The 22,627-nt window shown below is 49.3% G+C and carries 18 protein-coding genes and 2 tRNA genes; 18 read left to right on the forward strand and 2 right to left on the reverse strand.

Going from position 1 to position 22,627, the window contains the following annotated elements:
• Positions 1-24 precede the first annotated feature (24 nt).
• From ileS to CCUR_RS03185, 10 genes are all read left to right on the forward strand, one after another.
• A complete protein-coding gene (gene ileS, locus CCUR_RS03140; RefSeq protein ID WP_012803038.1) occupies positions 25-2,871 on the forward strand; it encodes an isoleucine--tRNA ligase in 2,847 nt (948 codons plus the stop codon).
• A 13-nt stretch (positions 2,872-2,884) separates the two neighbouring features.
• Entirely contained in the window at positions 2,885-3,406 is a 522-nt protein-coding gene (gene lspA / locus CCUR_RS03145; RefSeq protein ID WP_012803039.1) for a signal peptidase II, read from the forward strand.
• A 1-nt stretch (position 3,407) separates the two neighbouring features.
• Positions 3,408-4,451 (forward strand): RluA family pseudouridine synthase, encoded by a 1,044-nt coding sequence (locus tag CCUR_RS03150; RefSeq protein WP_012803040.1) that lies wholly within the window; start codon positions 3,408-3,410, stop codon positions 4,449-4,451.
• Between the two features lie 8 nt (positions 4,452-4,459).
• The gene (gene hemH, locus CCUR_RS03155) at positions 4,460-5,638 is read left to right on the forward strand and encodes a ferrochelatase (protein ID WP_012803041.1); all 1,179 of its coding nucleotides are present in this window, start codon (positions 4,460-4,462) and stop codon (positions 5,636-5,638) included.
• A complete protein-coding gene (locus tag CCUR_RS03160) occupies positions 5,628-7,076 on the forward strand; it encodes a bifunctional phosphopantothenoylcysteine decarboxylase/phosphopantothenate synthase (protein WP_143711808.1) in 1,449 nt (482 codons plus the stop codon). The genes hemH and CCUR_RS03160 overlap by 11 nt, the downstream gene beginning before the upstream one ends.
• 35 nt (positions 7,077-7,111) lie before the next feature.
• Positions 7,112-7,188, forward strand: a tRNA-Pro gene (locus tag CCUR_RS03165).
• A 624-nt stretch (positions 7,189-7,812) separates the two neighbouring features.
• Positions 7,813-8,403 carry a hypothetical protein gene (locus tag CCUR_RS03170; protein ID WP_012803043.1) on the forward strand — a complete coding sequence of 197 codons (591 nt, stop codon included), beginning with the start codon at positions 7,813-7,815 and terminating at the stop codon, positions 8,401-8,403.
• Between the two features lie 9 nt (positions 8,404-8,412).
• Positions 8,413-10,419, forward strand: a complete 2,007-nt coding sequence (locus tag CCUR_RS03175) for a hypothetical protein (protein WP_012803044.1) — start codon at positions 8,413-8,415, stop codon at positions 10,417-10,419.
• A 187-nt stretch (positions 10,420-10,606) separates the two neighbouring features.
• Positions 10,607-11,584 (forward strand): 3'-5' exonuclease, encoded by a 978-nt coding sequence (locus CCUR_RS03180; protein WP_012803045.1) that lies wholly within the window; start codon positions 10,607-10,609, stop codon positions 11,582-11,584.
• A 96-nt stretch (positions 11,585-11,680) separates the two neighbouring features.
• Positions 11,681-14,116, forward strand: a complete 2,436-nt coding sequence (locus CCUR_RS03185) for a M6 family metalloprotease domain-containing protein (RefSeq protein ID WP_012803046.1) — start codon at positions 11,681-11,683, stop codon at positions 14,114-14,116.
• A 30-nt stretch (positions 14,117-14,146) separates the two neighbouring features.
• On the opposite strand, the gene CCUR_RS03190 is transcribed toward CCUR_RS03185, so the two are convergent.
• The gene (locus CCUR_RS03190) at positions 14,147-14,890 is read right to left on the reverse strand and encodes a tRNA threonylcarbamoyladenosine dehydratase (RefSeq protein ID WP_012803047.1); all 744 of its coding nucleotides are present in this window, start codon (positions 14,888-14,890) and stop codon (positions 14,147-14,149) included.
• Between the two features lie 294 nt (positions 14,891-15,184).
• Between CCUR_RS03190 and CCUR_RS03195 the strand changes: the two genes are divergently transcribed.
• The 8 genes from CCUR_RS03195 (at position 15,185) to CCUR_RS03230 (ending at position 21,867) form a co-directional block, all read left to right on the forward strand.
• A complete protein-coding gene (locus tag CCUR_RS03195) occupies positions 15,185-16,594 on the forward strand; it encodes a uracil-xanthine permease family protein (RefSeq protein ID WP_012803048.1) in 1,410 nt (469 codons plus the stop codon).
• A 43-nt stretch (positions 16,595-16,637) separates the two neighbouring features.
• Positions 16,638-17,078, forward strand: a complete 441-nt coding sequence (locus CCUR_RS03200) for a 6-pyruvoyl trahydropterin synthase family protein (RefSeq protein ID WP_012803049.1) — start codon at positions 16,638-16,640, stop codon at positions 17,076-17,078.
• On the forward strand, positions 17,075-17,527 hold the full coding sequence (gene rnhA, locus CCUR_RS03205; RefSeq protein ID WP_012803050.1) for a ribonuclease HI: 453 nt from the start codon (positions 17,075-17,077) through the stop codon (positions 17,525-17,527). Before CCUR_RS03200 ends, rnhA begins: the two co-directional genes overlap by 4 nt.
• A gap of 231 nt (positions 17,528-17,758) precedes the next feature.
• Positions 17,759-19,249, forward strand: coding sequence for a sodium-dependent transporter (locus CCUR_RS03210; RefSeq protein ID WP_083771572.1), 1,491 nt, complete (start codon positions 17,759-17,761; stop codon positions 19,247-19,249).
• A 39-nt stretch (positions 19,250-19,288) separates the two neighbouring features.
• On the forward strand, positions 19,289-19,786 hold the full coding sequence (locus CCUR_RS03215) for a pyridoxamine 5'-phosphate oxidase family protein (RefSeq protein WP_012803052.1): 498 nt from the start codon (positions 19,289-19,291) through the stop codon (positions 19,784-19,786).
• Positions 19,787-19,915: 129 nt separating this feature from the next.
• Entirely contained in the window at positions 19,916-20,641 is a 726-nt protein-coding gene (locus tag CCUR_RS03220) for a B3/B4 domain-containing protein (RefSeq protein WP_012803053.1), read from the forward strand.
• Between the two features lie 62 nt (positions 20,642-20,703).
• Positions 20,704-20,779, forward strand: a tRNA-Arg gene (locus tag CCUR_RS03225).
• 152 nt (positions 20,780-20,931) lie between these two features.
• On the forward strand, positions 20,932-21,867 hold the full coding sequence (locus CCUR_RS03230; RefSeq protein ID WP_012803054.1) for an SPFH domain-containing protein: 936 nt from the start codon (positions 20,932-20,934) through the stop codon (positions 21,865-21,867).
• A 1-nt stretch (position 21,868) separates the two neighbouring features.
• On the opposite strand, the gene CCUR_RS03235 is transcribed toward CCUR_RS03230, so the two are convergent.
• A complete protein-coding gene (locus CCUR_RS03235; protein ID WP_012803055.1) occupies positions 21,869-22,564 on the reverse strand; it encodes a nitroreductase family protein in 696 nt (231 codons plus the stop codon).
• Positions 22,565-22,627: the final 63 nt, after the last annotated feature.

Consider the following 22,627-nt stretch of genomic DNA (forward strand, 5'->3'; position numbering starts at 1 on the left):
GAGCATCTCGGAGGGTATGAAATCGTGGCTAACACGTACAAGCAAACTATGAACCTGCCGCAAACTGATTTTCCGATGCGGGCGAATCTGGCGCAGAACGAACCAGCGCGGTTGCAATGGTGGGATGATATTGACATCTATCACAAGGTGCTCGAGAAGAACGCTGATGGTGAGCCCTTTGTGCTGCACGATGGCCCACCTTATGCAAATGGTCCTATCCATATTGGCCATGCTTTCAATAAAATCCTCAAGGATTTTGTCAATAAAAGTCACGCACAGCGTGGTTTCTTTACGCCATATATCCCCGGCTGGGACTGTCATGGACAGCCAATTGAACATGAGGTAGAAAAGAAAATCGGCACTGAAAAGATGAATAGTCTTCCTCAAGACGTTATTCGTCGCATGTGTCGTGAATGGGCCGATCGTTTTGTTAATGTGCAGCGTGAGGGCTTCAAGCGTCTGGGTGTGAATGCCGACTGGGACCATCCGTATTTAACCTTCCAGCCGGATTATGAATCGGCAAATGTTGAAGTCTTCAAGCGGATGTATCTCGACGGCGCGGTATATCGCGGCCGCAAGCCTATTCATTGGTGCTCACATTGCCATACGGCACTCGCTGAAGCAGAAATTGAATACGCCGATGAAGTATCGCCTTCGATCTATGTGAACTTCAAGCTCAACAACGTACCAGCTATTTTTACTCGCGCAGGTGTTGATGTTGAGCGCGCTTTTGTACTCATCTGGACAACAACGCCGTGGACACTGCCAGCTAATACGGCCGTTTCGTTGGGGCCTGATATCGACTACTGCTTCGTTGAAGCTGACGGTATCTTTATGCTGCTTGCCCACGAGATGGTCGAATCGATCGCAGAGGTGGCCGGTTGGAACAACTGGCGGGTGGTTTCTGCGCAGGGAGAACCTGTATTACTCAAGGGCAATAAGTTTGAGGGCATCACCTATCAAACACCTATCTTGCATCAGGTTGAAGGTCGCATTATCTGGGGTGATCACGTCACGCTTGAAGCTGGTACCGGCGCGGTGCATACCGCACCTGGCCATGGTGTCGATGACTATCTGGTGGGGCAGCAATTTGGTGTTGAGATGATCATGCCGGTTGATGACGATGGCCACTTAATGGATTACGTGCCGCATTTTGGGGGACTTTCAACTGACGAGGCAAATCCTAAGATTATTGAATGGCTGCGCGAAAAAGGGATGCTTGTTGCATCAGTCGAGATCACGCACAGCTATCCTCATTGTTGGCGCTGCCATAATCCAGTTATCTTCCGCGCGACCGATCAGTGGTTTGTGTCAATGGACGATACCGGACTTCGTGCGAAGGCGCTTGATGCTATCCGCACAAAGGTGAATTGGGTGCCCACATGGGGCGCAAATCGTATTGGTTCAATGGTGGAAGATCGCCCCGATTGGTGCATTTCTCGCCAGCGGAATTGGGGTGTTCCTATTCCGGTATTCAAGTGCGCTTCGTGTGGCGAAACAGTTGCAACTGAAGCAACTTTTGATGCAGTTATTAACCTTTTTGCGACCGAAGGCGCTGATGCGTGGTTCACGAAGGATCCAGCTGAGTATTTGCCAGAAGGAACTTGCTGTCCTCAGTGTGGATCAACCGAGCTCAAACCCGAACACGACATTCTTGATGTCTGGTGGGAATCGGGCGTTTCAAACGTTGGTGTATTGAAACATCGTGCGGCTGCCGATGGACTGCGGTGGCCAGCGGATGTCTATCTCGAAGGATCCGACCAGCACCGTGGGTGGTTCCAAAGCTCGCTGCTCTGCGGTATTGGGGCGTTTGGTCAGGCTCCGTACAAAAATGTTATCTGCTGCGGATTTACCGTTGATGAAAATGGCGAAAAGATGTCCAAGAGCAAAGGAAACGGCATCGATCCTGCGCAGGTAGCCAATAAATACGGTGCTGATGTTCTGCGTCTTTGGGTGGCATCGACCGACTATTCAGTTGACGTGTCAGTAGGGGAAAGTATTCTCGCGCGTACCAGTGATGCGTATCGTCGGTTCCGCAACACCTTCCGCTTCTTGTTGGGCAGTCTTGCTGATTTCGATCCTGAAACGGATGCGGTGGCATCCTTCGACAGTCTCTTGCCTGCTGACCAGTGGGCACTGGTGCGTCTTGCCCGCCTGCTTGATGATGTCAATGCCGGCTACGATTTGTATCAGTATCACCGCGTGTTCCGTGCGCTCTACGATTATGTGGTCGGCGACTTATCGGCGGTCTATCTTGATGCATTGAAAGACCGTCTGTATGCAGAAGCGCCTACCTCGCCTGCGCGTCGTAGTGCCCAGACAGTACTCATGGCTATCCTTGATACGATGGTACGCATTATGAGCCCTATTCTGTCTTTTACCTGTGAAGAGGTGTGGCAGCACTATCCATCAGCATTGCGTGAACAGGCCGATCGCCCCATCAGTGTTCAGCTGGCGGGTTGGCCGAGTGCCGAGACGTTTACACCAGCGCTTCCAGCTGATGCCGCGCGCATCGACGACGACTTTACGGTGATACTTGCGGCACGCGAAACGGTTACCAAGGCACTTGAAGATGCCCGTACACAGGGCAGTATCGGTAAGAGTCAACAGGCTGAAGTGGTACTATCTGTACCAAACAGTGCACTTGAGGTGTTGCAACGCTACGACGAAGAACTTTTCTGTGAGCTATTCATTGTGGCAGGGGTAACGCTTGAGGCTACGGATTCCGATGAAATGTCTGCCTCGATCGTTCCGACCGATAAGGAAAAATGTCCGCGGTGTTGGAACTATCGCGAACTGGGAGTCAATGCTTCTCATCCTGATGTGTGTGCTCGCTGCGCCGCAGTGCTTGATGATATGACGTCCAACTAAGAATGAAGTGAACATGGCTGCCTTCTTGAAGAAAGAGCTCCCTGCTCGTGTAACCATTACGCTCTTTTGCGTGCTGGCCATTTGTTGGTGGGTGTTCGATCGCGTGACGAAGGCAGCCGTTGATGTTGTTTCACCTGGCATGGTGCTGGCACGCAACGTACTGGGGCTGTTCGATATTCAGCTTGTTCATAATACGGGTGCTGCCTGGGGGATTTTTGGCAGCTCGACAGCTGCGCTCGGCTGGTTTAGTGTGGTTGTGTGCTTGGTGGCTTGCGTATATCTGCTTGTGTATGCCCGCAATCGTTCAACAGCCTTTGAGACGTGTTGTATTGCGCTGATTGTTGCTGGAGGTCTGGGTAATGCCTATGACCGTCTGACGCAAGGCTATGTGATTGACTTTATTAACTGCACCTTTATTGATTTCCCGGTCTTTAATGTGGCTGATATTGGGGTGACCTGTGGGGTTATCCTTCTGTTCGCATCGCTTCTTATTGGTCGGCATGCTACACCTGACCAGAGGGAAGGCAAGTGCTAGAATGGCAAGTCAGTTTTCCCTTATCGTCACACAGGCCGATGCGGGAATGCGGCTTGATAGCCTTTTAGCGGTCTCAGGCGCCTATCCAAGTCGCAGCGCAGCAGTTAAGCAGATTGAAGCGGGCAAGGTGCTTGTGAATGGACTCGCGCGCTCGAAGCGCTCAATCGTGGCACCGGGCGATACCATTGTCTATGAGGAAATTCCTCTTGCTACCCATATTCCGCTACGTGGTGAACCTATTCCACTTGATGTGCGGTTTGAAGATCGCTGGATGATGGCCATCAGCAAGCAAGCAGGTCTCTGTGTACACCCCGCACCGGGGCATGAAGGTGGCACGCTCGTTAATGCACTCATCTATGCCTATGGGCGCGATAGTCTTGCTCATGTGCAAGGTGACGATCGACCGGGTATTGTTCATCGTCTTGATATGGACACGAGTGGGCTTATGATGTGTGCGAAAGACGACACCTGTGGCATGGCGCTGCAGGATCTCGTACGCGATCACAAGGTTGATCGACGATACTTAACGTTAGTGCACGGAAATATTGCCTTTGATACTGGTCAGATTGATGAACCAATCGGACGTGTTGGTGACGATCGGTTACGCATGAAGATTTCTTATCGGCCGACGGCTCGCAATGCGCTAACGACCTTTACGGTGCTTGAGCGCTTTGAAGCAGGGCGTGCGGATAATGGCTATACCCTTTTAGAGTGTCGGCTCTATACGGGTCGTACCCATCAAATTCGAGTACATATGGAGTTCATTGGTCATTGCTGCGTTGGTGATCCTCTGTATCGATGGGGAAATGAACAGGTGAATCTCGAACTCTCGCGGCAATTCCTTCATTCTTATTCACTCAGTTTTAATCACCCGATGACCGGTGATGATATAGCACTTGTTGACGGCTTACCACCTGATCTCTTCGGGGCATTGCGCAGTTTGGAAGATCGAAGTATGGGTCGTACCGAAGCAGGCAAGCGCATTTTTGCAACGCTTGCAACGGCTCCTCGTCAATCAGAAGAATTACAGGCACACTACTTTTAGGACAGGCCATGAAAACAGGCATCATTATAGGGAATGCGGGTTCTCCGTCGGCCCCCACTGCTGAAGCAGTACGAGACTACCTTGCGAGTTTTTTGGTTGATCGACGAATTCGTCCACTTCCGCAGCCAATTTGGCATTTACTGCTCCATGGCATTATTTTGCCGCGGCGGCCAGTGAAATCAGCACTTCGGTATAAGCGTATTTGGCAGCCAGCTGGCTCTCCGCTCGTTATTGCACAAGACCGTCTGGCGTCTCTTTTGCAGGAATCATTTGCTCGTTCTGCAGACGATGCCGATGCTGTAAACGACACTGATACGGAAGTTATTGTACACAGTGCCATGTGTTACGGCGCACCTTCGATGACCGATGCCCTGCGTGCCTTGAAAGATAAAGGATGCAATCGCATTATTCTGCTCCCCCTATATCCGCAAAGCGCCTATTCATCGACGTATTCAGTGATAGATGCTTTTGAGCAGGCAATAGATGCTCTTCACTGGCCTGATGCTGCCGATATACAGGTGATAAAGCGCTACGCAGATAGACCTCGTTATTTAGATGCGATTGCAGGATCGATACAAAAGGCGGGCTTCGGCGATAGATCAGACGATAAGTTGCTTATTTCGCTTCATGCGATTCCGCTCAAAGATGAGCGCAATGGCGATTCTTATCGCGCGCAGATTCACCAGATGATTGAGCACATAGCCGAACGGTTAGAAAGTGATGTGGACGATATCACACTCGGATTTCAAAGTGTATTTGGCCCACACAAAGCATCGTGGACTACGCCGTTATCGACCGATATTCTCAAGAAGTGGCATGATGAAGGTCTAACGTCACGAGTCTTTTTCATTTGTCCTGGTTTTGCGCTTGATTGCTTAGAGACGCTTCACGATATTCCGCGCGAAATGATGGCATTGCTTGAATTTGGTGCAACAGCTGACGATTTAGAGGTCCTGGCGGCTGCGGGTGACACTGCTGCTGCAGCAGCCCTTGCAGCGATTGACGAAGCACAGCGACGCATGGTTGAAACCACCGAAACGCTCTCACTTGCGGGCGATGAGGCCCGCTTTAAGGGTGTTCGCTGTTTAGGGCCATCACCAGAAGAAGTTGCTCTTCTACACGAAGTGGCTCTTGACGCGCTTAATCTATTCAAACGCGTGGGAAAAGAGGGAAGCGATGTCAACTGAGAAGGCTAAGTCTGTTTCTACGCCTCTGGGGGAGCCTACTTTCACATCTCTGGCAGAAGCCATAGCGAAGTCTGCTGGTCGATCGACAGAGTTGCCCGCTGATACGGCATATGCTGGCAAGACGGTACTCGTTGGGGTAACGGGTGGTATAGCTGCCTATAAGTCATGCGAAATCGTGCGCGGTTTGCAGAAGGCAGGCGTACATGTGAAGGTAGTGATGACCGAGCATGCAACGCATCTGGTAAACCCGCTGACATTTCGTGCGCTTACTCACGAATCGGTGGCAGTTGACCTTTTTAATGATTCAGCTGATCCCATTCATCATATTAGTTTGGCAGATAAGGCCGACGTATTTGTTATTGCACCGGCTACGGTGAATGTTATTGCTAAGATCACCCATGGAATTGCCGATGATTTGCTGACTACCACTGCTTCAGCTTTTACTGGTCCACTTGTTATTTGTCCGGCAGCGAATGTGCATATGTATGAAAGTCCTGCCAATAGGGCAAACATGCACGCTCTTGCGCAGCGGGGCGTTACGTTTGTCGAAGCAGATAGCGGTTATCTTGCGTGTGGGTACGAAGGTCGCGGCCGTATGGCAGAGCCTGCTGGCATTGTGAAAAAGGTCCTTTCACTGCTTACTAAATCAATCAGTTCACCCCCTTCGAATACCGTGCTGCCAGTAGGCGCTTTTGATGTTCAAACAAGCCATGAAGAATTGCGTGGTGCACATAATTCGCCGGTTCAAGACGGTCGAGCGGCTAAGGGTAACCATGTCAAAGATCTGAGTGGTCGCTCGGTATTAATTACGGCAGGTCCCACCGTCGAGCCCATCGATGCGGTGCGCTACCTTTCCAACTTTAGCAGTGGCAAGACTGGTTATGCCCTAGCCGAAGCGGCAATTGAACGTGGTGCAAAGGTCGTGCTTGTCTCTGGTCCCGTTGCGCTTGATCCGCCAGCGGATGCAGCGCTTGTGCCGGTGCGAACGGCCAATGAAATGCATGATGCTGTTGCCCAGGCATTTGATGCTGCTGACATTGCTATTTTCTCTGCAGCCGTAGCAGATTTTCGGCCGGCACAACCGGTTGGGCGCAAGTTGAAAAAAGGGACTGACGGTGAGATGCTTTCCTGTATCGAACTGGTCGAAAACCCTGATATTCTTGCTTGCGCAGGACGCACAAAGACCCATCAGATTGTGGTGGGATTTGCAGCGGAGACTGACGACGTTCTTAAGAATGCGCGGTGCAAGCTTGTGGCGAAACATGCTGATTTCATAGTGGCAAATCAAGTAGGCGATGGTCGTGCATTTGGCACTGATAGTAACGAGGTTTGGCTGGTTTCTGCTGACGGCGAGGTTCAGGTACCTTGCATGCCGAAGCGTGATCTTGCTGATGTCATCCTTGATAAGGCTCTTGAAATGTCATTAGGCAGTCGTTAGAATAGCGTCTGCTGCTCTTAAGGGAGCGTACAAAACGGGTTGTGGCGCAGTTTGGTAGCGCACTTGACTGGGGGTCAAGGGGTCGCAGGTTCAAATCCTGTCAACCCGACCATCAAAAACGCAGGTCAGAAGCTTATAGCTCTGACCTGCTTGTTATAATGTGATTGGAATGTGACTGTGAAGTCCTGTTCAGGAAAGGAATATAGGCAGAAAATCGCCCGTATTCTCGATACAGGACACAAGCGTGTTTTTACCTCGTACATTGGTTGACGCATCTGTTAGATACAGTGTACATTGATTGCGTATAGAAATCAGATCGCTTGAGGAGGGCGGCTGATTGCGTCGTGGTGCAAGGAGGGTCGTGTAGGGAGAAGATTGGCACATCTATTCACCGCGATAAGCACAAAAAGGCCAGCCCAAGGAGGCTGGTCTTTTTGTGCTCGTACTTACGTCGTGTATGCCGCCTTTTTGAAAACCAACCTATACGAGGAATTCTCATATTTCTTCGAACGTGTACAGATTAGTATGAGAATAAAAGCTCAGGTTCGAATGAACTTGAGAGTTAAGCAAACTTGAGGGTATGCTCAATTCACACGATAAGATAATAAAGAATCGGCAGAAGTGGATTGATGAGGATATAATCTCTCTGCACTAGGTGCTTTATGCGGCGGATACGTACCTGCTGTGGAGCACCATCATGCGGGATGATGTGACATAAAGAGAAACAGGTGAGGATATGAGTAGCATATTGAATAGCACAAAAAAGATCGCGCTGTTTACTGTTGTAACGGTCACTGCTCTTATTGTTGTCTGCTTTGTTACAGGATGTTCTTCATCTGGGTCTTCATCGACGACATCATCAACCACCGCATCGGCTACCACAACTATACAGCGCGATGGGTATTCATTTGAATCGCCGTCCGATTGGACATGGGAAGATAATTCAGACACCACTCTGACGTGCTCTCCCGGTGGTGACAAGAGTGGCGAAACGATTGTGCTTCAAGAAATTACTGTTGATCAGAAGGTATCTAGCAGCGCTCTGACCAGCGATGATCTACATACATATTGGTTCAATGATGAAGAGATCGGCTCAATCAAACAGAGCTATTCAGAGGTAGAAGACTTCACAGTTGGTACGTACGATTGGGTACGGGGCACAGAAACAATGGAGGGAAGCGGGCATAGTACCAAGGGGTACAAAGTTGTCGGCTCTGTTTCCCCTTCGCGCTACATTGTTATCGATTACAGTTCGTATACCGGGAATGAAGACCTCAAACATCTCGATGAATTTAAGCAAATGGTTGATAGTTTGCGGTTGTCGTAAACTGAGGGTATGACATCAACGCTATCAAAACGTCTTTGTGCTATTGCCATCAGCATGGTCTTTGCTGCCTTTTTGGGGGGCAGCTGTCTAGCCAGCGCGGCAAATGCTGATCCATCCAACACAGAGGGGTCAGATCGTGCTTTTTCAACAGAGGTAACTTCCGGTGAAGAAACTACCGAAACAAAAAGCCTGCCGACTCAAACCGCATCTGATGCTGCTGGGGTGGTGTCAACTACCAGTACCTCTGACGAGGGCGAAGGCGGTTCTTCTTCCGATGATGTAGAAGCTGATACATCAGGACTGTCCGACGATACATCAGATGATCCGGTAGGAGAGGTCTATCTGGTAGTTGCTCCCAGCTTTTCCTGGGAAGATATTGACAATGATAATACGCCAAACTTACAGCGTTTGGCCGGCCGTTACGCGTGCGCCAACGTGATTGCTGAAGACAAGGTTGACATCTATGCCCTTGATGCTAATCCGCGGTTTCATTATGTGCGGGTAAACTCCACCAAAGCGCGTGAGATTGATTTACGTGTCGCCGAGATCTACGAAAAGCTTGGTCCGAATGATTCGTTATTCATTACGTCCTCGCCGTATTTAGCACGCATTGATGCGTATGCCTTACCAGGCTACGGTGCCTTGATTATGGTCGATGCAGGCGATAATGGACTGCTTACCTCGACTTCAACACATCGTAGCGGTCTGGTTACCTCAAGTAATGTCAGTAATGCCATTGCTCACTTACTTGAAGCACCACAGGTCAAGCCTGGCAATGTTTCGATCTACGCGTTTACTGATTCCTATGGTGCACTGGCGCGTACAAAACAGCTTGCGCGTGAGAATTCAATTGCCGTTTCAGTTGATGAATCACGTGACGAATTTATTGCTGTATTCGTCGCTATTATGGCGGTTGTCTTTTCGCTGAGTATTGTTTTGCTCTTCTTAGACATCCGTATTAAACCCACGTCTCTTCAACATTTGTTACCAGCTACCCGTTTGTTATGGATTATTGCGCTCGCTATTCCGCTGGCGACATTCATCATGTTTTTGCAGCTTCCTTCGTTTACAACGGCGGAAATCGCATTCGATTATTTTTCCTTTGCTGCTATGGAAATTGCTTTTATCTGCATTATTGTGGCCCTCGTTTTTCGCTGGACCTATGCATTGTTCACGATGCTTGGTCTAACGATCTTGGTGCTCGTGGCCGATCAGCTGCTTGGTGGGCCTATGACGGCGACCGGGTATTTGAGCTATTCTCCGATGGGAGCAACGCGCTACTACGGCATGGGCAACGAAGGGGCAAGCCTGCTGTTTGGATCATGGGTCACGCTTTCAGCATTGCTGCTCAATCAAGTAAAACGCGAGCGGTTTTTGCGAATATTTAAGCATTGGATTTTCCCTTTGGGATCACTGTTCATTTTTGCCGTGATTGCCGCACCCTGGTGGGGGAGCAATTTTGGCGTAATTATCTGGGGAACAGTGGGCCTGATTATAGCTGCCTCAATGTTTAAAGGAAGGCATTTTTCGTGGATGCTGGTGGTGTGCCTCACGCTAATTGCGGCTCTGCTTGCCTTTATTGTGCTGGTTCTTGATACATCTTTTGAAACAGAATCGCACCTTGGCACGTACGCCAACACCTTACAAAGTGATGCGTGGTGGATGGTGGTTCCGGAAGTTATTCGGAATATGCTCAGCCTGTCTTGGAATACCATCACGTTCTCGCCGGCACTTGCCGTGGGTTTTTTCATTATTCTTGGTTTCATGATTATGCTGCGTGTGCGTCAACCGGGCGGCTATCGTAAATTCTGGGAAGATAATCAGGCTTTCGCGAGTGGTTATACGGCGCTGCTGGTAACCGCCATTATTATGTTGTTTGTTGAGGATTCGGGCATTTTGATGCCAGCGCTGCTGCTTTTGTATGCTCTTGCTGGTTTGGTTTGGCTTGTTTGCAGTAGTCACAGCTGGCATATACGCCGCTGGGTGGCGCGTCGCCGCATGGTGATGGGCGATTAATTAACCACGCCATAACGTGGCATATGTGACAGCTCAGGCACATAGTGGCTGCAGAAGCAATAAGGCAGTATAAGTAAACATTCTCCATTTTCGAAGCTGTTCCGTTCGATGTCGGGTATCCTTACAGTGAGAGTTTCAGATGCGCACTTAAGACGCACACGTGTGCATCCCTTGAAAGGTGCTGCGTATGAATGTTACCCAGGCGATCGAGCAAGCCCAGGCGCTTGTCGTTCCCGAATTTCTTTTTGGTATGGGCACTGATGCGGTGCTTGATGAACGTAATCGCAATGAATCAGCCATCAAAATACTGGTGACGGAATGGTTCGAAAACGATAACCCTTCATTTTCCTTTGATCTAGTCCGCAATTTAGCTGACAGAAATCGCGAGCTCTGTGACGCGCTGGTGGGACAGCCTATTCCTGACACGAATAGTCCAAACCTGCCACGGAGTCTTTCCGAAGATGACATTATTCGATCAATTGCTGCCTTACAGAATCGTGCTGCCGATGCGGTGCAAAAAGAAGTTTCAGATGTGCGTAATACCGCGCTTGATGTGGTGTATGCAAGTCATCCATTAGGTGGGGTAGTAGTTGGCGTTGATCTCGAGACAACTGGCCGCGCGCCCGATCGCGGACGCATCATTAATGTGGGCTGGGAATACGTTAAGCTTGCCGAAGGCGAAAAGCCATTTGGTGCGTGTGCAGCGTGGTGTGGTCTGCCTGCTCAATATGAAGAAACGGGTGTGCCACTAACTGAAATACATGGTATTACCTGGGATGATATAGCTGATCGTCCGCAGTTTCGGGACGATAGCGACCTGCAGGCTAGTTTACTGCAAGCGCTCGAAGCATTTCCGTATCTTGCGCATAACGCGGCCTTTGAGGATGCGTGGCTTTTGCTGAATCTCAACGGCTATGCCGAGGGTCGCAAAGCAGGCCGCATTGTCCCTGTGGACACACGCGATATTTGTCGTCAGCTTGATCCTGAAGTGCGTTATCTTCCACATGAATCGCGACCAGCATCGCTTGAGTCGTGGGCACGTCGTCGTAAGACGTTGAGTGCCGATGAAGATGAACGGCATCTTGGTCTTGACGATACCGATCTCATGTTACGTACGGTGCTTGCCGAACTGGCTGAGCGCAATTTACTGCCAAAAAGTAGTTAAGGAGCAAGTGGTTAAGGAGTGTGGAACACTTCTGTGTATCATTTGCGCGGAAATGTGAACAAGGATACACACAGCAAGAGAGGAAGGAATAAACCGATGCAAAACACGATGCGGACAGGTGCGGTTGGTACCATCGTGCGCCTAGCATGTTCGGTGGGGGTAGCTGCTGCTTGCGGCGCTTTTGCCTTAACCGTTCATCCTGTACCCGCGAGTGCTACTCCTGCCTATGGAGGTTTGGTACCGACATCTCAGCCGGATGGTACGACCTTTAATTCGCGTTTGGTGGGTAATGAAAACTTTCACTACCGTATAACCGACGAAGGCGCGATTGTTCAGCAAGATCCTGAAAGTGGTACTTGGTATCAGGTTGTTATGGAATCTCAGAACAACCTTTCATTAGGTGCTCTTGCTCAGAACGAAAAAGAATCTCATGCGCTCGGCGCCGACGATCTCGCGTCTGACACGGTTAAAAAGCAACTGTATGCATTAGGCGGTGCCTCATATACACCGGCTCCGGCATTTGACCCGCAGAGTGTGGTGACACTCGATAAGATTCGTGAAACTCAATCGCTTGATAACGGTAAACTTTCACGATCGGCGCGATCGACTGATGGGACAACCTCACTTCCGTTAGTTACAATTATGGTTGGCTTTGAAGATGAGCCTTATAACAGCGATTACGATTGGTCAAAGCAGTTCTTCAAAGGTGATTACAGTATTACTTCATTTTATCGAGAATCATCAAATGGCAAGTTTACTTGGCTTCCCATTGAAGAAACAAGTGCTTATGGCGTCGATGGAAATACAAATAAGTCTGATATATCTAACGATGGTGTCGTGCATGTAACTCTGTCGCAAAAATATGGAAACGTGGGCGATAGTGGCAGTGATGAATATTGGGATACTTTGCGTGCGGCGTTTAAAGAAGCAGCCAAATATGTTGACTTTGCTGCTTACGACAAGAACGGTAACGGCGTGCTTGACCAGACCGAAATCGGTATTGGTATTGTGTTAGCTGGTTACGATCAATCTGCTGGTTATACGCCCGTGGGCCATCATTCTATCTGGCCCCATAAGTGGTACTTCCAAGATCCGTATGCCGTAACCAGTTCAAGTGGATCAGTTTCGATATCGTCATATGTCCTTCAGGCTGAAACGGAATCAACGCGCCAAGGCGAAGAACATCAGAGTGGCATTGGTGCACTTGGTCATGAATTGGGTCATTATCTGGGATTACCCGACCTCTACGATACGAGTGATGGCACGGGTGCCTGGTCGGACTACACCGTTGGCTATCTTTCAATGATGGATGGCGGCTCGTGGGGTCGCACGTCATCGGGGGAATATCGCCCCACGTTCTTTGATGCCTATTGCCGCTATATGCTTGGCTACATCGATCCTGAAGAAATCAGCAAGGATGGCACTTATACCGCAACGTCGCAAAAGAGCGATGCGGGCTTTAAGTCCTATATCATTCGTGTTAACGATGATGAATACTATCTTGTTGAGAATAGGCAATACGAATCATTTGACGAGGGAATGGAAGCAGCTTTCACAAGCGGTTCGGTGAGAAATACCGCCGCTGACGGTCAGCCTTCAAATGGGTATTCCTATACAAACCCAACAGGTGGGCTGGTTGTCTGGCATATCGATAACGGTATCGCCGTCAACAATGGTCTCGTAACACCGTCTGATCCGTCGCTGTCTAATACGGTTAACGTCAAGAAGCATCGTCCAGGCATTATGCCGGCATATTACGAAGTGTCGAGTGTTGCTGCTGGTCGGCCGCTACAAAATCTTCCGTTCATGAACGCCAACACCAATAAGCAGGTGGGCAGCGATCCTCTGAAAGTGCTTGCTTATAATGCCTGTGCACTCCCGTCTGAACGCACGGATACAGGTATTCGTATTTCTACTGCGGCCGCGGGTGCTCAGTCGATGGACTTTACCGTTGACTTCCCTAATCCTGTTAATCCGCCCACACCTGGTTGGCACCAGGATGAAGCCGGCACGTGGACCTATGTGATCGACGACGGTACGCTGGCAACAGGATGGCAGGACATCAACGGAAGTCACTATTGGTTCGACGAGGCTGGTTCGATGGCAACTGGTTGGAAACAACTCGACGGTACCTGGTATTATCTGCAGAGTTGGGGTGGTACGGCCCTTGGCTGGGCATCAATTGATGGTAGCTGGTACTGGTTTGACGCAAATGGTGCGATGGCTACTGGTTGGAAGCAGCTTGATGGCTCTTGGTATTATCTGCAGAGTTGGGGTGGAGCTGCCGTTGGTTGGCAGCAGGTTGATGGCGCCTGGTATCACTTTGATGCGTCAGGTGTTATGCAAACTGGCTGGCTGTACTCTGACGATAGCTGGTACTACCTTAATGCCGACGGCGCTATGGTAACTGGCTGGTGTGAAATCGACGGTTCGTGGTATTACCTGAAAGATTCAGGTGCTATGGCAACTGGACTGTATGTAATCAATGGCGTTACGCATCGTTTTGCGAGTTCTGGCGCCTGGTTGAGCTAGTACAGTGAAATGACTGCTGGAAGATGCGTTTCATCTGTGGGGGTGAGGCGCATTTTCTGTTTCGATAAGATTTTTTATAACCTGAGAAGCGGCGATCATTCCAGCAGTTGCAGGCACAAAGATAGCGCTTGCAGGTGGAGTACCACGTTTAACGGGTGTGGTATGCCCATCAGCTGCGCCGGGCATACGTGATTGCTCTGTCGAATAAACAACTGGTACGTGGTGTATTCCGCGTCGCCGTAATTCCTTACGCAGAATGCGCGCAAGCGGACAGATACGTGTTTCAGCTATGTCAGCTACGGCAAGTGCGGTCGGATCAAGCTTATTGCCGGTACCCATAATTGATATGACGGGCGTCGCAGCTCGTTGTGCTTCTTCAATAATAAGGAGCTTGGCAGTCATGGTGTCAACTGCATCAATAACGTAGTCATACGAACTAAAGTTGAGGGAATCTTTTGTCTCAGGAAGATACAGCAGTTGACGGGCGATCACGCGACAATGAGGATTAATCTCAGCAATGCGCTGTTTCATAACCTCGACCTTTGGTTTCCCAATGGTGGAGTCAAGGGCCCCAATTTGGCGATTGAGATTTGTTTCGTCATACATATCGCGGTCAATAAGCGTGAGAGAACCAATCCCGCTTCGTGCGAGTCCACACGCTGCAAAGCCACCAACACCGCCCACACCCATGACAATAACGTGGGATTGTGCGAGCTTCTCTACCGCGTCGGTGCCAATAAGCAACTTCAAGCGATCGAAACGATGTTCTTCCATTACACGAGTCCCTTCTTATCGTGCTTGTTGCGTTCATGGAAGCAATTGGCCGAATAAATCGTGTGACACTCTACCACGTCATACAGTGTAACTACTTTAAATTATCGGTGATAATTATCGATAGGAATGCAGGGACTATCAATCAATCGGAATCAATCGGGTGAATCGTGCAGACCTGTTGTACATCGTTTTCCATTGCCGGCAAGATCAGGAAAAGGGGTATTATACGAAAGGTTATACAGAGGACTGGTTATGCGATTAAATGCATAACCAATTAAGAGGAAGGTCATCTGAATGGCGGATGAAATGCAAGTACCCACAATGGGTGCGCAGGATGCACCAGATGCAGTCTACGATGCGCGAACGCTTGGTCGACCGAAAATGTTTGTTTTTGGCTTACAACATATGTTTGCCATGTTCGGCGCGACTATTCTGGTGCCGACACTGACCGGTCTGTCAGTTTCTGCTACGTTGCTCTTTGCGGGTTTAGGAACACTTCTGTTTCATCTGCTCTCTCAGCGTAAAGTTCCCGCTTTTCTTGGCTCTTCCTTCGCCTTTATTGCCGGGTATGCAGCGATTGCTCCTCATGGGGAAGCGGAGCTTTTGCCCTATGCCTGTTTGGGTGTTGCCTGCGCCGGTTTGCTGTACCTTGTGCTTTCAGCGCTGTTTCGAGCATTTGGCGCCGCGCGTGTTATGCGGTTTTTCCCGCCGGTGGTTACTGGCCCTATCGTAATTGCGATCGGTCTGACGTTAGCATCCTCTGCCATTCAAAACTGCCAGACGAATTGGCTTGTTGCCCTTGTTGCGGTGGCAACGATTATCGTGGCAAATATCTGGGGTCGCAAAATGGTGCGTATTATTCCTATTTTGCTTGGTGTACTGGTTTCTTATGCTGTTGCTACTGCTTTGGGTGAAGTTGACTTTACGCCAGTCGAGACGGCTTCTTGGATTGGCCTGCCGGTCTTATGGGACAACACAGTGTTCGCGCTTGCGGGACCCTCGTTTAATGCGGGTCTAGCTATTACAGCTATTATTACAATCGTGCCGCTGGCCTTTGCCACGATGATCGAACACATTGGCGACATTTCGGCCATCAGCAGCACTTGTAACCGTAATTACATTGCTAACCCTGGACTGCATCGTACCTTGCTCGGCGATGGCTTGGCAACGATTTTGGCATCGCTGTTCGGAGCGCCTGCGAATACAACCTATGGCGAAAACACTGGTGTGCTTGCACTGACTCGCGTATTTGACCCACGTGTTATTCGCTTGGCAGCACTGTTTGCAATTGTCTTTTCTTTCTGCCCGAAATTCTCCGCGGTTATCGAAGTTATGCCTGCCTGTGTTATCGGTGGTGTCTCACTTGTACTTTACGGCATGATTTCTGCAGTTGGCATTCGTAACTTGGTTGAGAATCACGTCGATTTCACGCTGAGTCGCAACATTGTTATTACGGCCCTCATCATTGTTTTGTCTATTGGCATTGCGTATAGCACGGCCGGTGCTGTTGTCATTCCTGCTGGGTCGATTACTATCAGCCTTTCGGGTTTGGCGATCGGTTCGCTTACCGGTATTATCTTAAATATGATCCTTCCTGGTCACGAGGCATATCGTGCTGTTGATGGAACCGAAGTGGCCGCCGACGATACACCAGCTGCCACTGCCGGTGATTTGCCGCTCGAAGGACCATCTACTCGTTTATAGACATAGTGGTAACCGCCGCTTTGTTATTTCTGGAAGGGAATAGATGTACGGGTTAAAAACCGAAAGTTACTTTGACGGCGCTCACTTTCTTGCTGAGTATCACGGGAAGTGTGAAAACCTGCATGGTCATCGCTGGCGTGTTGTCGCAATACTTGGGTCGGCTTGCCTTATGCCATCTGGAGACGAACGCGATATGGTCATGGATTTCTCGTCGTTCAAGCAGACGCTCCGCGATCTTACCGCGGCGTTTGATCATACCTTTATTGTTGAAGAGGGAACCCTTGCTCCTGACACACTCGACTGTCTCGCGCGTGAGGGCTTTCACCTCACTATGGTCCCTTTCCGCACGACGGCTGAAAATTTTGCTCGGCACTTTTTCTCTAAACTTGATCAGGCAGGATTCCCTGTTGAGCAGGTAGAGGTCTACGAAACGCCAATGAACTGCGCTATATATACCCATGATGCATCGGGTGATTGTGCATGAGTCAGCGGGTGCAGCTGTACTGCGACGGCGGTTGCCGTGGCAACCAGGGAAAAGTCAATATTGGTGGCTGGGGCTCCTATCTTATCTGGGGGTCTCACACCAAAGAATTGTTCGGCGGCGAACGCAATACAACCAATAACAAGATGGAATTAACCGGCTGCATCGAAGGCCTGCGCGCCATTAAGAATAAAAGCGTGGGCGTCGATGTCTACCTCGATAGTGCCTATGTCTATAACGGCATTTCAACGTGGATATATGGGTGGATGAAGAAAAACTGGGTTAACTCAAAAAAGGAACCGGTAGCAAATAAAGATCTGTGGCTGGAACTTTTGGCTGAACGAGAAAAATTTAACGACATTACCTTTAACAAGGTGAAGGGTCATGCCGATAATGTGGGCAATATTAAAGCAGATGAATTAGCCAATCGCGCTATGGATGAAGTTGAGTAGCCACTAGCCGCATATCATAGATAACTAGACAGCGTAGATAACTAGACGTGTGGCTAGTGGTTACGCCGGGAAACAACAGTGGGGTCTCGCTGCATAGATAGCCGCACGCTATGGTTGGCTGATTGGGTAGATAATCAGCCACATGAATTGATCTATCGTATAGGTAACCGGCTACTTGGCTCCACTGGGACGTTTTGCCTGTTCCCTCGGCTGCTTTAATGCGGTATAGTGATGCGCATTCCATATAAAAGCCTAGAGAACAGCAAGGATGTGATTCCCATCGCCACCGAAGAAGAATCATCTATCAGGAACAATCCCGCTTCGCGTGAACGATTCGCCAGTCGCCTCGGTTTTATTTTTATTTCCGCAGGTTGTGCCATTGGTTTAGGTAACGTATGGCGTTTCCCCTATATTACTGGCGAGTATGGTGGCGCTGCTTTTGTATTGCTGTACCTGGTCTTTCTCGTGATTCTTGGTCTGCCGGTAATGGTGATGGAATTTGCGGTGGGTCGTGCGAGCCAGAAGAGTTCGGCGCTTGCGTTTGACACACTGCAGCCAAGTAAGCGGTGGCATTGGTTTTCCTGGTGGGGCTATATTGGCTGCTTCGTGTTGATGATGTTCTACACTACAGTGGGCGGCTGGATGCTCTCGTATATTTTTCGAATTGGCTCGGGCGAATTCAACAATGCATCTGCCGATGCGGTTGGCGCTGCCTTTACCTCATCGTTGGGGGATCCTATCGTGCAGGTTGGCTGGATGCTTGCCTCCGTCATTATTGGTTTTATCGTCTGCAGCTTTGGCTTGCAGAAGGGTGTTGAACGTATTACCAAGGTAATGATGGGCGCTCTGCTAGCTATTCTTATCGTGCTTGTTATTCGCGCTGTTACTTTACCAGGCGCACAGGCTGGTCTCGAGTTTTATTTGATTCCCGATTTCAGCCACCTTTTTGCCGGTAGTACACCACAGGAACAATGGGGAACCTTCGGTGATGCGGTCTACGCCGCCATGGGACAGGCTTTCTTCACACTTTCGCTTGGTATTTCTGCAATGGAAGTCTTTGGTAGTTATATTGGCAAAGAGCGTTCACTGACGGGGGAAGCTCTTCGCATCTGCGGACTTGATACCTTCGTGGCTATTATGGCGGGACTCATTATCTTTCCAGCTTGCTTTGCCTTTGGGGTAAATCCTGGTCAGGGTCCATCACTTGTATTTGTCACCCTGCCGAGCATTTTTAATCAGATGCCATTAGGGCAGCTGTGGGGTGCGCTGTTCTTTGTGTTTATGAGCTTTGCGGCACTCTCAACCATCATCGCGGTTTTTGAAAACCTTATCAGTTTTGCGATGGATAAATGGAACTGGTCGCGTAAGCAGGCCGTTTGGCGAACCGCGCTTATGGTGACCGTCTTAAGTGTGCCGTGTGCTCTCGGATTCAATGTGTGGTCAGGCGTTACTATACCGGCAATTGGTGATATCCAGTCCATCGAGGACTTCATTGTGTCAAACAATCTACTGCCGCTTGGTAGTCTTTTGTACGTAGTGTTTTGCGTGACGCGCGGTGGTTGGGGCTGGAAGGGCTTTCTGGCTGAAGCTGACGCGGGCGAGGGTGTGCGGTTCCCCGCATGGGCACGTGGATGGATTTCATTTGGTATACCAGCACTCATTATTGTTATTCTTGTTATGGGGTATGCGCCCAAGATTGCTATCTGGGCTGGCTTATCGTAGCTTTACGAGTCTGCGGCGAACATAAAGGTAGGAGTACTTATGCGTGATATGCGTCGGCATCGACAATTACTTGATGATGCGGAAGCAAAGCACATTCTCGCCGACCCAACAATCCTTCATGGAGTGCTTGCCGTAAAAGGGGAAGGGGGCTACCCCTATGCCGCTCCTATTTCATTTGCCTGGGCCGATGGCTTTTTATGGATACATACCGCCTGTGCTGGGCAGCGATATGATGCCCTTACTACCGATGAGCATGTGTGCTTTACGGTCGTTGCTGCTGATAAAACGAACGAGCAGAAATATTCAGCCGACTTTTTGAGCGTTATCGTCTTTGGACGAGCCGTTCTTGTGCAGGATGAACAGGAACACTATCAGGGACTGAAAGCGCTTTGTGATAAATATCTCATCAGCTGGACTGATGCAGAGCGAATGGAAAAGTCATCAAATTGCCGTGGTACGGCAGTATGGCGTATAGAACCCGATCGTATTACAGGAAAAATTGGCAGTACGCTTCTAGGTAGGGGGAAGCACGGCTAATATTTTTTAAGCTGTTTTTACTAGAAGCTACAAGGGCTATACCTTGACATAGTGTCGGATGTTTTTGCCACAAGCGATATCTGAAGACTTTTATGGTAGATAGCACGCTGGATGTGAGGAATGTGGTATATGCAAAAATTTATTGCTGAACAGTCTTTTTGGGATTTATTTCCCGATGCTTCTATTGGCATTCTCGTGGTGCGCAACATGAAGACAGCTGACGAGATTACTGCGGCGGATCGCGAGGTTATCGTGAATCTTTTGCGTACCTCCAATGCGCAGGCCGATCAGTATCTCGAAAGTAACACGATATCTGAAAATTCGGTTGTCGCTATTTGGCGCGATGCCTATCGGCGCTTCAAAACAAAAAAGGGTGTCCGTTGTTCACTTGAAAGCCTGCTCAAACGGGTGCTCAAGGGTAATCCGGTTGGCAGTATTACGCCTTCAGTTGATCTGTATAATGCGCTGTCATTAAAGTATGCCTTCCCTGTAGGAGGCGAAGATGTTGACTCGTTTGTCGGTAATGTGCGTCTTGGAATAACCGAAGGGGGCGATGCTTTTCAACCTATTGGTGAAGACGCTGACGATCCTACCCTTGCAGGAGAATTGTGCTATCGCGACGACGCGGGCGCTATCTGTCGTTGTTTTAATTGGCGCGATGGTGTACGCACTGCTCTTCAGGATGATTCTCGTAACGCAATACTTATTACCGAAAACCTCGATCCAGCTCGGCGAAACGAACTCGATACGATGGTCGATGAATTTGCTCGGTTGCTTCAGACATACTTCGGTGCAGAAATCGTAGCTCGTGAGATTATTGATAGGGATAATCCGGAGATGATAATCGTTCCTTGATTACGCTCACATCCTATCGATCGGGTAAATATACGGTAAGATAGTCAAATCATTTTATGACTGCGCCCATGGCTCAATGGATAGAGCATCGGACTTCTAATCCGGCGGTTGCAGGTTCGAGTCCTGCTGGGCGCACCAGCGCTTTTAAAGGGCGTCAGCGTGGCGCCCTTTTTCATAGTGATGTGCGCACAACACGTTAGAGCGGCGTGTTTTGGTGCGTTTTCACTGTGTGAAGTGTGTTTTTATATTTATAAGGTGCGTTTTTACTTTTGCAACGGAAAGGATCGGCCATGTTATCATTGCTTGCATTACTTCCAATAGTGCTCTTTATTACGGTAGTTATTTGTTTGCCACTCGGTATTTATATCGTGCCACAGCAAAATTCTGTGGTAATTGAACGTCTTGGCAAGTTCAATCGTATTACAGGTCCTGGCATCCATTTGCTTATTCCAGTGGTTGAGCGCAAGGCAACTTGTCTCTCCATGAAGACGGGGAAACTTAGTTTCCGTCTCGATGCCAAGACATCCGATAATGTGACAATCGTGCTCGAAGTGTCTGCTCAGTATCATGTCGATTATGACAATGGCAATGGAAATGCTGTGCAATCGGGCGTGTATCGGGCATTCTACATGTTGGCCGATCCGATTTCTCAGATGCAGGACTATCTGTCGGATGCATTGCGCTCTTCCATACCGGCATATACGCTTGATGATGTCTTTAGTAAAAAGGACGATATTGCGCGTGATGTCAATGCTAACGTGGCGGGCACTATGCAGAGCTATGGCTGGACACTAGTATCCACGCTTATTACGGGTATTAACTTGCCAACTTCAGTTGAGAAATCAATGAACGATATCAATGCGGCGCAGCGCCAGCGCGAAGCTGCGCAGTCACTAGCTGATGCCGATAAGATTAAACGCGTGACGAGTGCTCAAGCTGAAGCAGAGGCTATGGAAAAGACCGGCCGTGGCATTGCTGCTCAGCGCATTGCTATTGCGCAGGGTATTAAGGATTCGCTTGATACCATTAAAGAATCGGGTGTAAGTGAAGCAGAGGCAAACGAGCTGTTCCTCTATACGCAGTTTACTGAAATGATGACTACCTTTGCTAAGGAAGGCCGTGCCTCTACAGTGGTACTTCCAACCGATTTCAATGAGTCACGATCAATGTTCCAGCAGATGCTTGCTGCACATCAGGTACATGACAACACGCGCGGTGAAAAATAAGCTACTTATTATTCTTCGTGCAATTCCAATGAACGATTTGGGGTGCCGCGCCGACCTCGAAGTGGTACTTAACAATACCAAGATCGATTTTGGACATTGATCCTCGTGCGGTTGACTGTGCACAGACCGTTCCGTCTTTAAGAAGGCTGATGTGGAACTTCTGGCGATTCATTGCAGTTGGTGCAAGCATTGCGGCATCGATACCTTCATTGAACCAGGCAGGTATTTGCATGCCAGCTGGAACACTAAAACACTCGGCACGGTCCTTTGAACGATGCTCAACACCATGGGTTTTTCCAAAGCCAAGCGTAATAACGCACACAAGGCGTTCTCTTTTGCGTACTACACAGGCGGCGTTGCGTTTGCTATAGGTCATGGCAACCCAACAGCTGTCGATACCAAGCGTGCGTGCAAGCAGTACTATACGCTCGCCGTAATACCCAATGCGCTGTTCAAGCGTGTCTGACTTTGCGCCAACACAGCAGAGGTATGAACGTACCCCTTCAAAATGACCATAGCGAGCTGAAAACGAATTGAAAGCAGCGGGATTATCGCGGACAAGTTGTAGATGGAGTGATCCTTCTTCATTGCAAGCACCAACTTCTGCTTGCAAGCGATCAAGTAAGTCAGCCGATAGGGGAGTCGGTGAGTAGGCACGTACTGCATGCCGCTCACGTACCGCTTCTTTCAGATTCATGACGTGTCCCTTCATTGTTTTAATAGCCCAATAAAAGAGATTATTCCCAGTGTAGGATGTCCT

This window comes from Cryptobacterium curtum DSM 15641 (genome assembly GCF_000023845.1).
Lineage (GTDB): Bacteria > Actinomycetota > Coriobacteriia > Coriobacteriales > Eggerthellaceae > Cryptobacterium > Cryptobacterium curtum.

Excerpts from the sequence above, each read along its gene's own strand:
- lspA (WP_012803039.1), top strand. The coding sequence starts at position 2,885 with ATGGCTGCCTTCTTGAAGAAAGAGCTCCCTGCTCGTGTAACCATTACG.
- CCUR_RS03150 (WP_012803040.1), top strand. The coding sequence starts at position 3,408 with ATGGCAAGTCAGTTTTCCCTTATCGTCACACAGGCCGATGCGGGAATG.
- hemH (WP_012803041.1), top strand. The coding sequence starts at position 4,460 with ATGAAAACAGGCATCATTATAGGGAATGCGGGTTCTCCGTCGGCCCCC.
- CCUR_RS03160 (WP_143711808.1), top strand. The coding sequence starts at position 5,628 with ATGTCAACTGAGAAGGCTAAGTCTGTTTCTACGCCTCTGGGGGAGCCT.
- CCUR_RS03170 (WP_012803043.1), top strand. The coding sequence starts at position 7,813 with ATGAGTAGCATATTGAATAGCACAAAAAAGATCGCGCTGTTTACTGTT.
- CCUR_RS03175 (WP_012803044.1), top strand. The coding sequence starts at position 8,413 with ATGACATCAACGCTATCAAAACGTCTTTGTGCTATTGCCATCAGCATG.
- CCUR_RS03180 (WP_012803045.1), top strand. The coding sequence starts at position 10,607 with ATGAATGTTACCCAGGCGATCGAGCAAGCCCAGGCGCTTGTCGTTCCC.
- CCUR_RS03185 (WP_012803046.1), top strand. The coding sequence starts at position 11,681 with ATGCAAAACACGATGCGGACAGGTGCGGTTGGTACCATCGTGCGCCTA.
- CCUR_RS03190 (WP_012803047.1), bottom strand. The coding sequence starts at position 14,890 with ATGGAAGAACATCGTTTCGATCGCTTGAAGTTGCTTATTGGCACCGAC.
- CCUR_RS03195 (WP_012803048.1), top strand. The coding sequence starts at position 15,185 with ATGGCGGATGAAATGCAAGTACCCACAATGGGTGCGCAGGATGCACCA.
- CCUR_RS03200 (WP_012803049.1), top strand. The coding sequence starts at position 16,638 with ATGTACGGGTTAAAAACCGAAAGTTACTTTGACGGCGCTCACTTTCTT.
- rnhA (WP_012803050.1), top strand. The coding sequence starts at position 17,075 with ATGAGTCAGCGGGTGCAGCTGTACTGCGACGGCGGTTGCCGTGGCAAC.
- CCUR_RS03210 (WP_083771572.1), top strand. The coding sequence starts at position 17,759 with ATGCGCATTCCATATAAAAGCCTAGAGAACAGCAAGGATGTGATTCCC.
- CCUR_RS03215 (WP_012803052.1), top strand. The coding sequence starts at position 19,289 with ATGCGTGATATGCGTCGGCATCGACAATTACTTGATGATGCGGAAGCA.
- CCUR_RS03220 (WP_012803053.1), top strand. The coding sequence starts at position 19,916 with ATGCAAAAATTTATTGCTGAACAGTCTTTTTGGGATTTATTTCCCGAT.
- CCUR_RS03230 (WP_012803054.1), top strand. The coding sequence starts at position 20,932 with ATGTTATCATTGCTTGCATTACTTCCAATAGTGCTCTTTATTACGGTA.
- CCUR_RS03235 (WP_012803055.1), bottom strand. The coding sequence starts at position 22,564 with ATGAATCTGAAAGAAGCGGTACGTGAGCGGCATGCAGTACGTGCCTAC.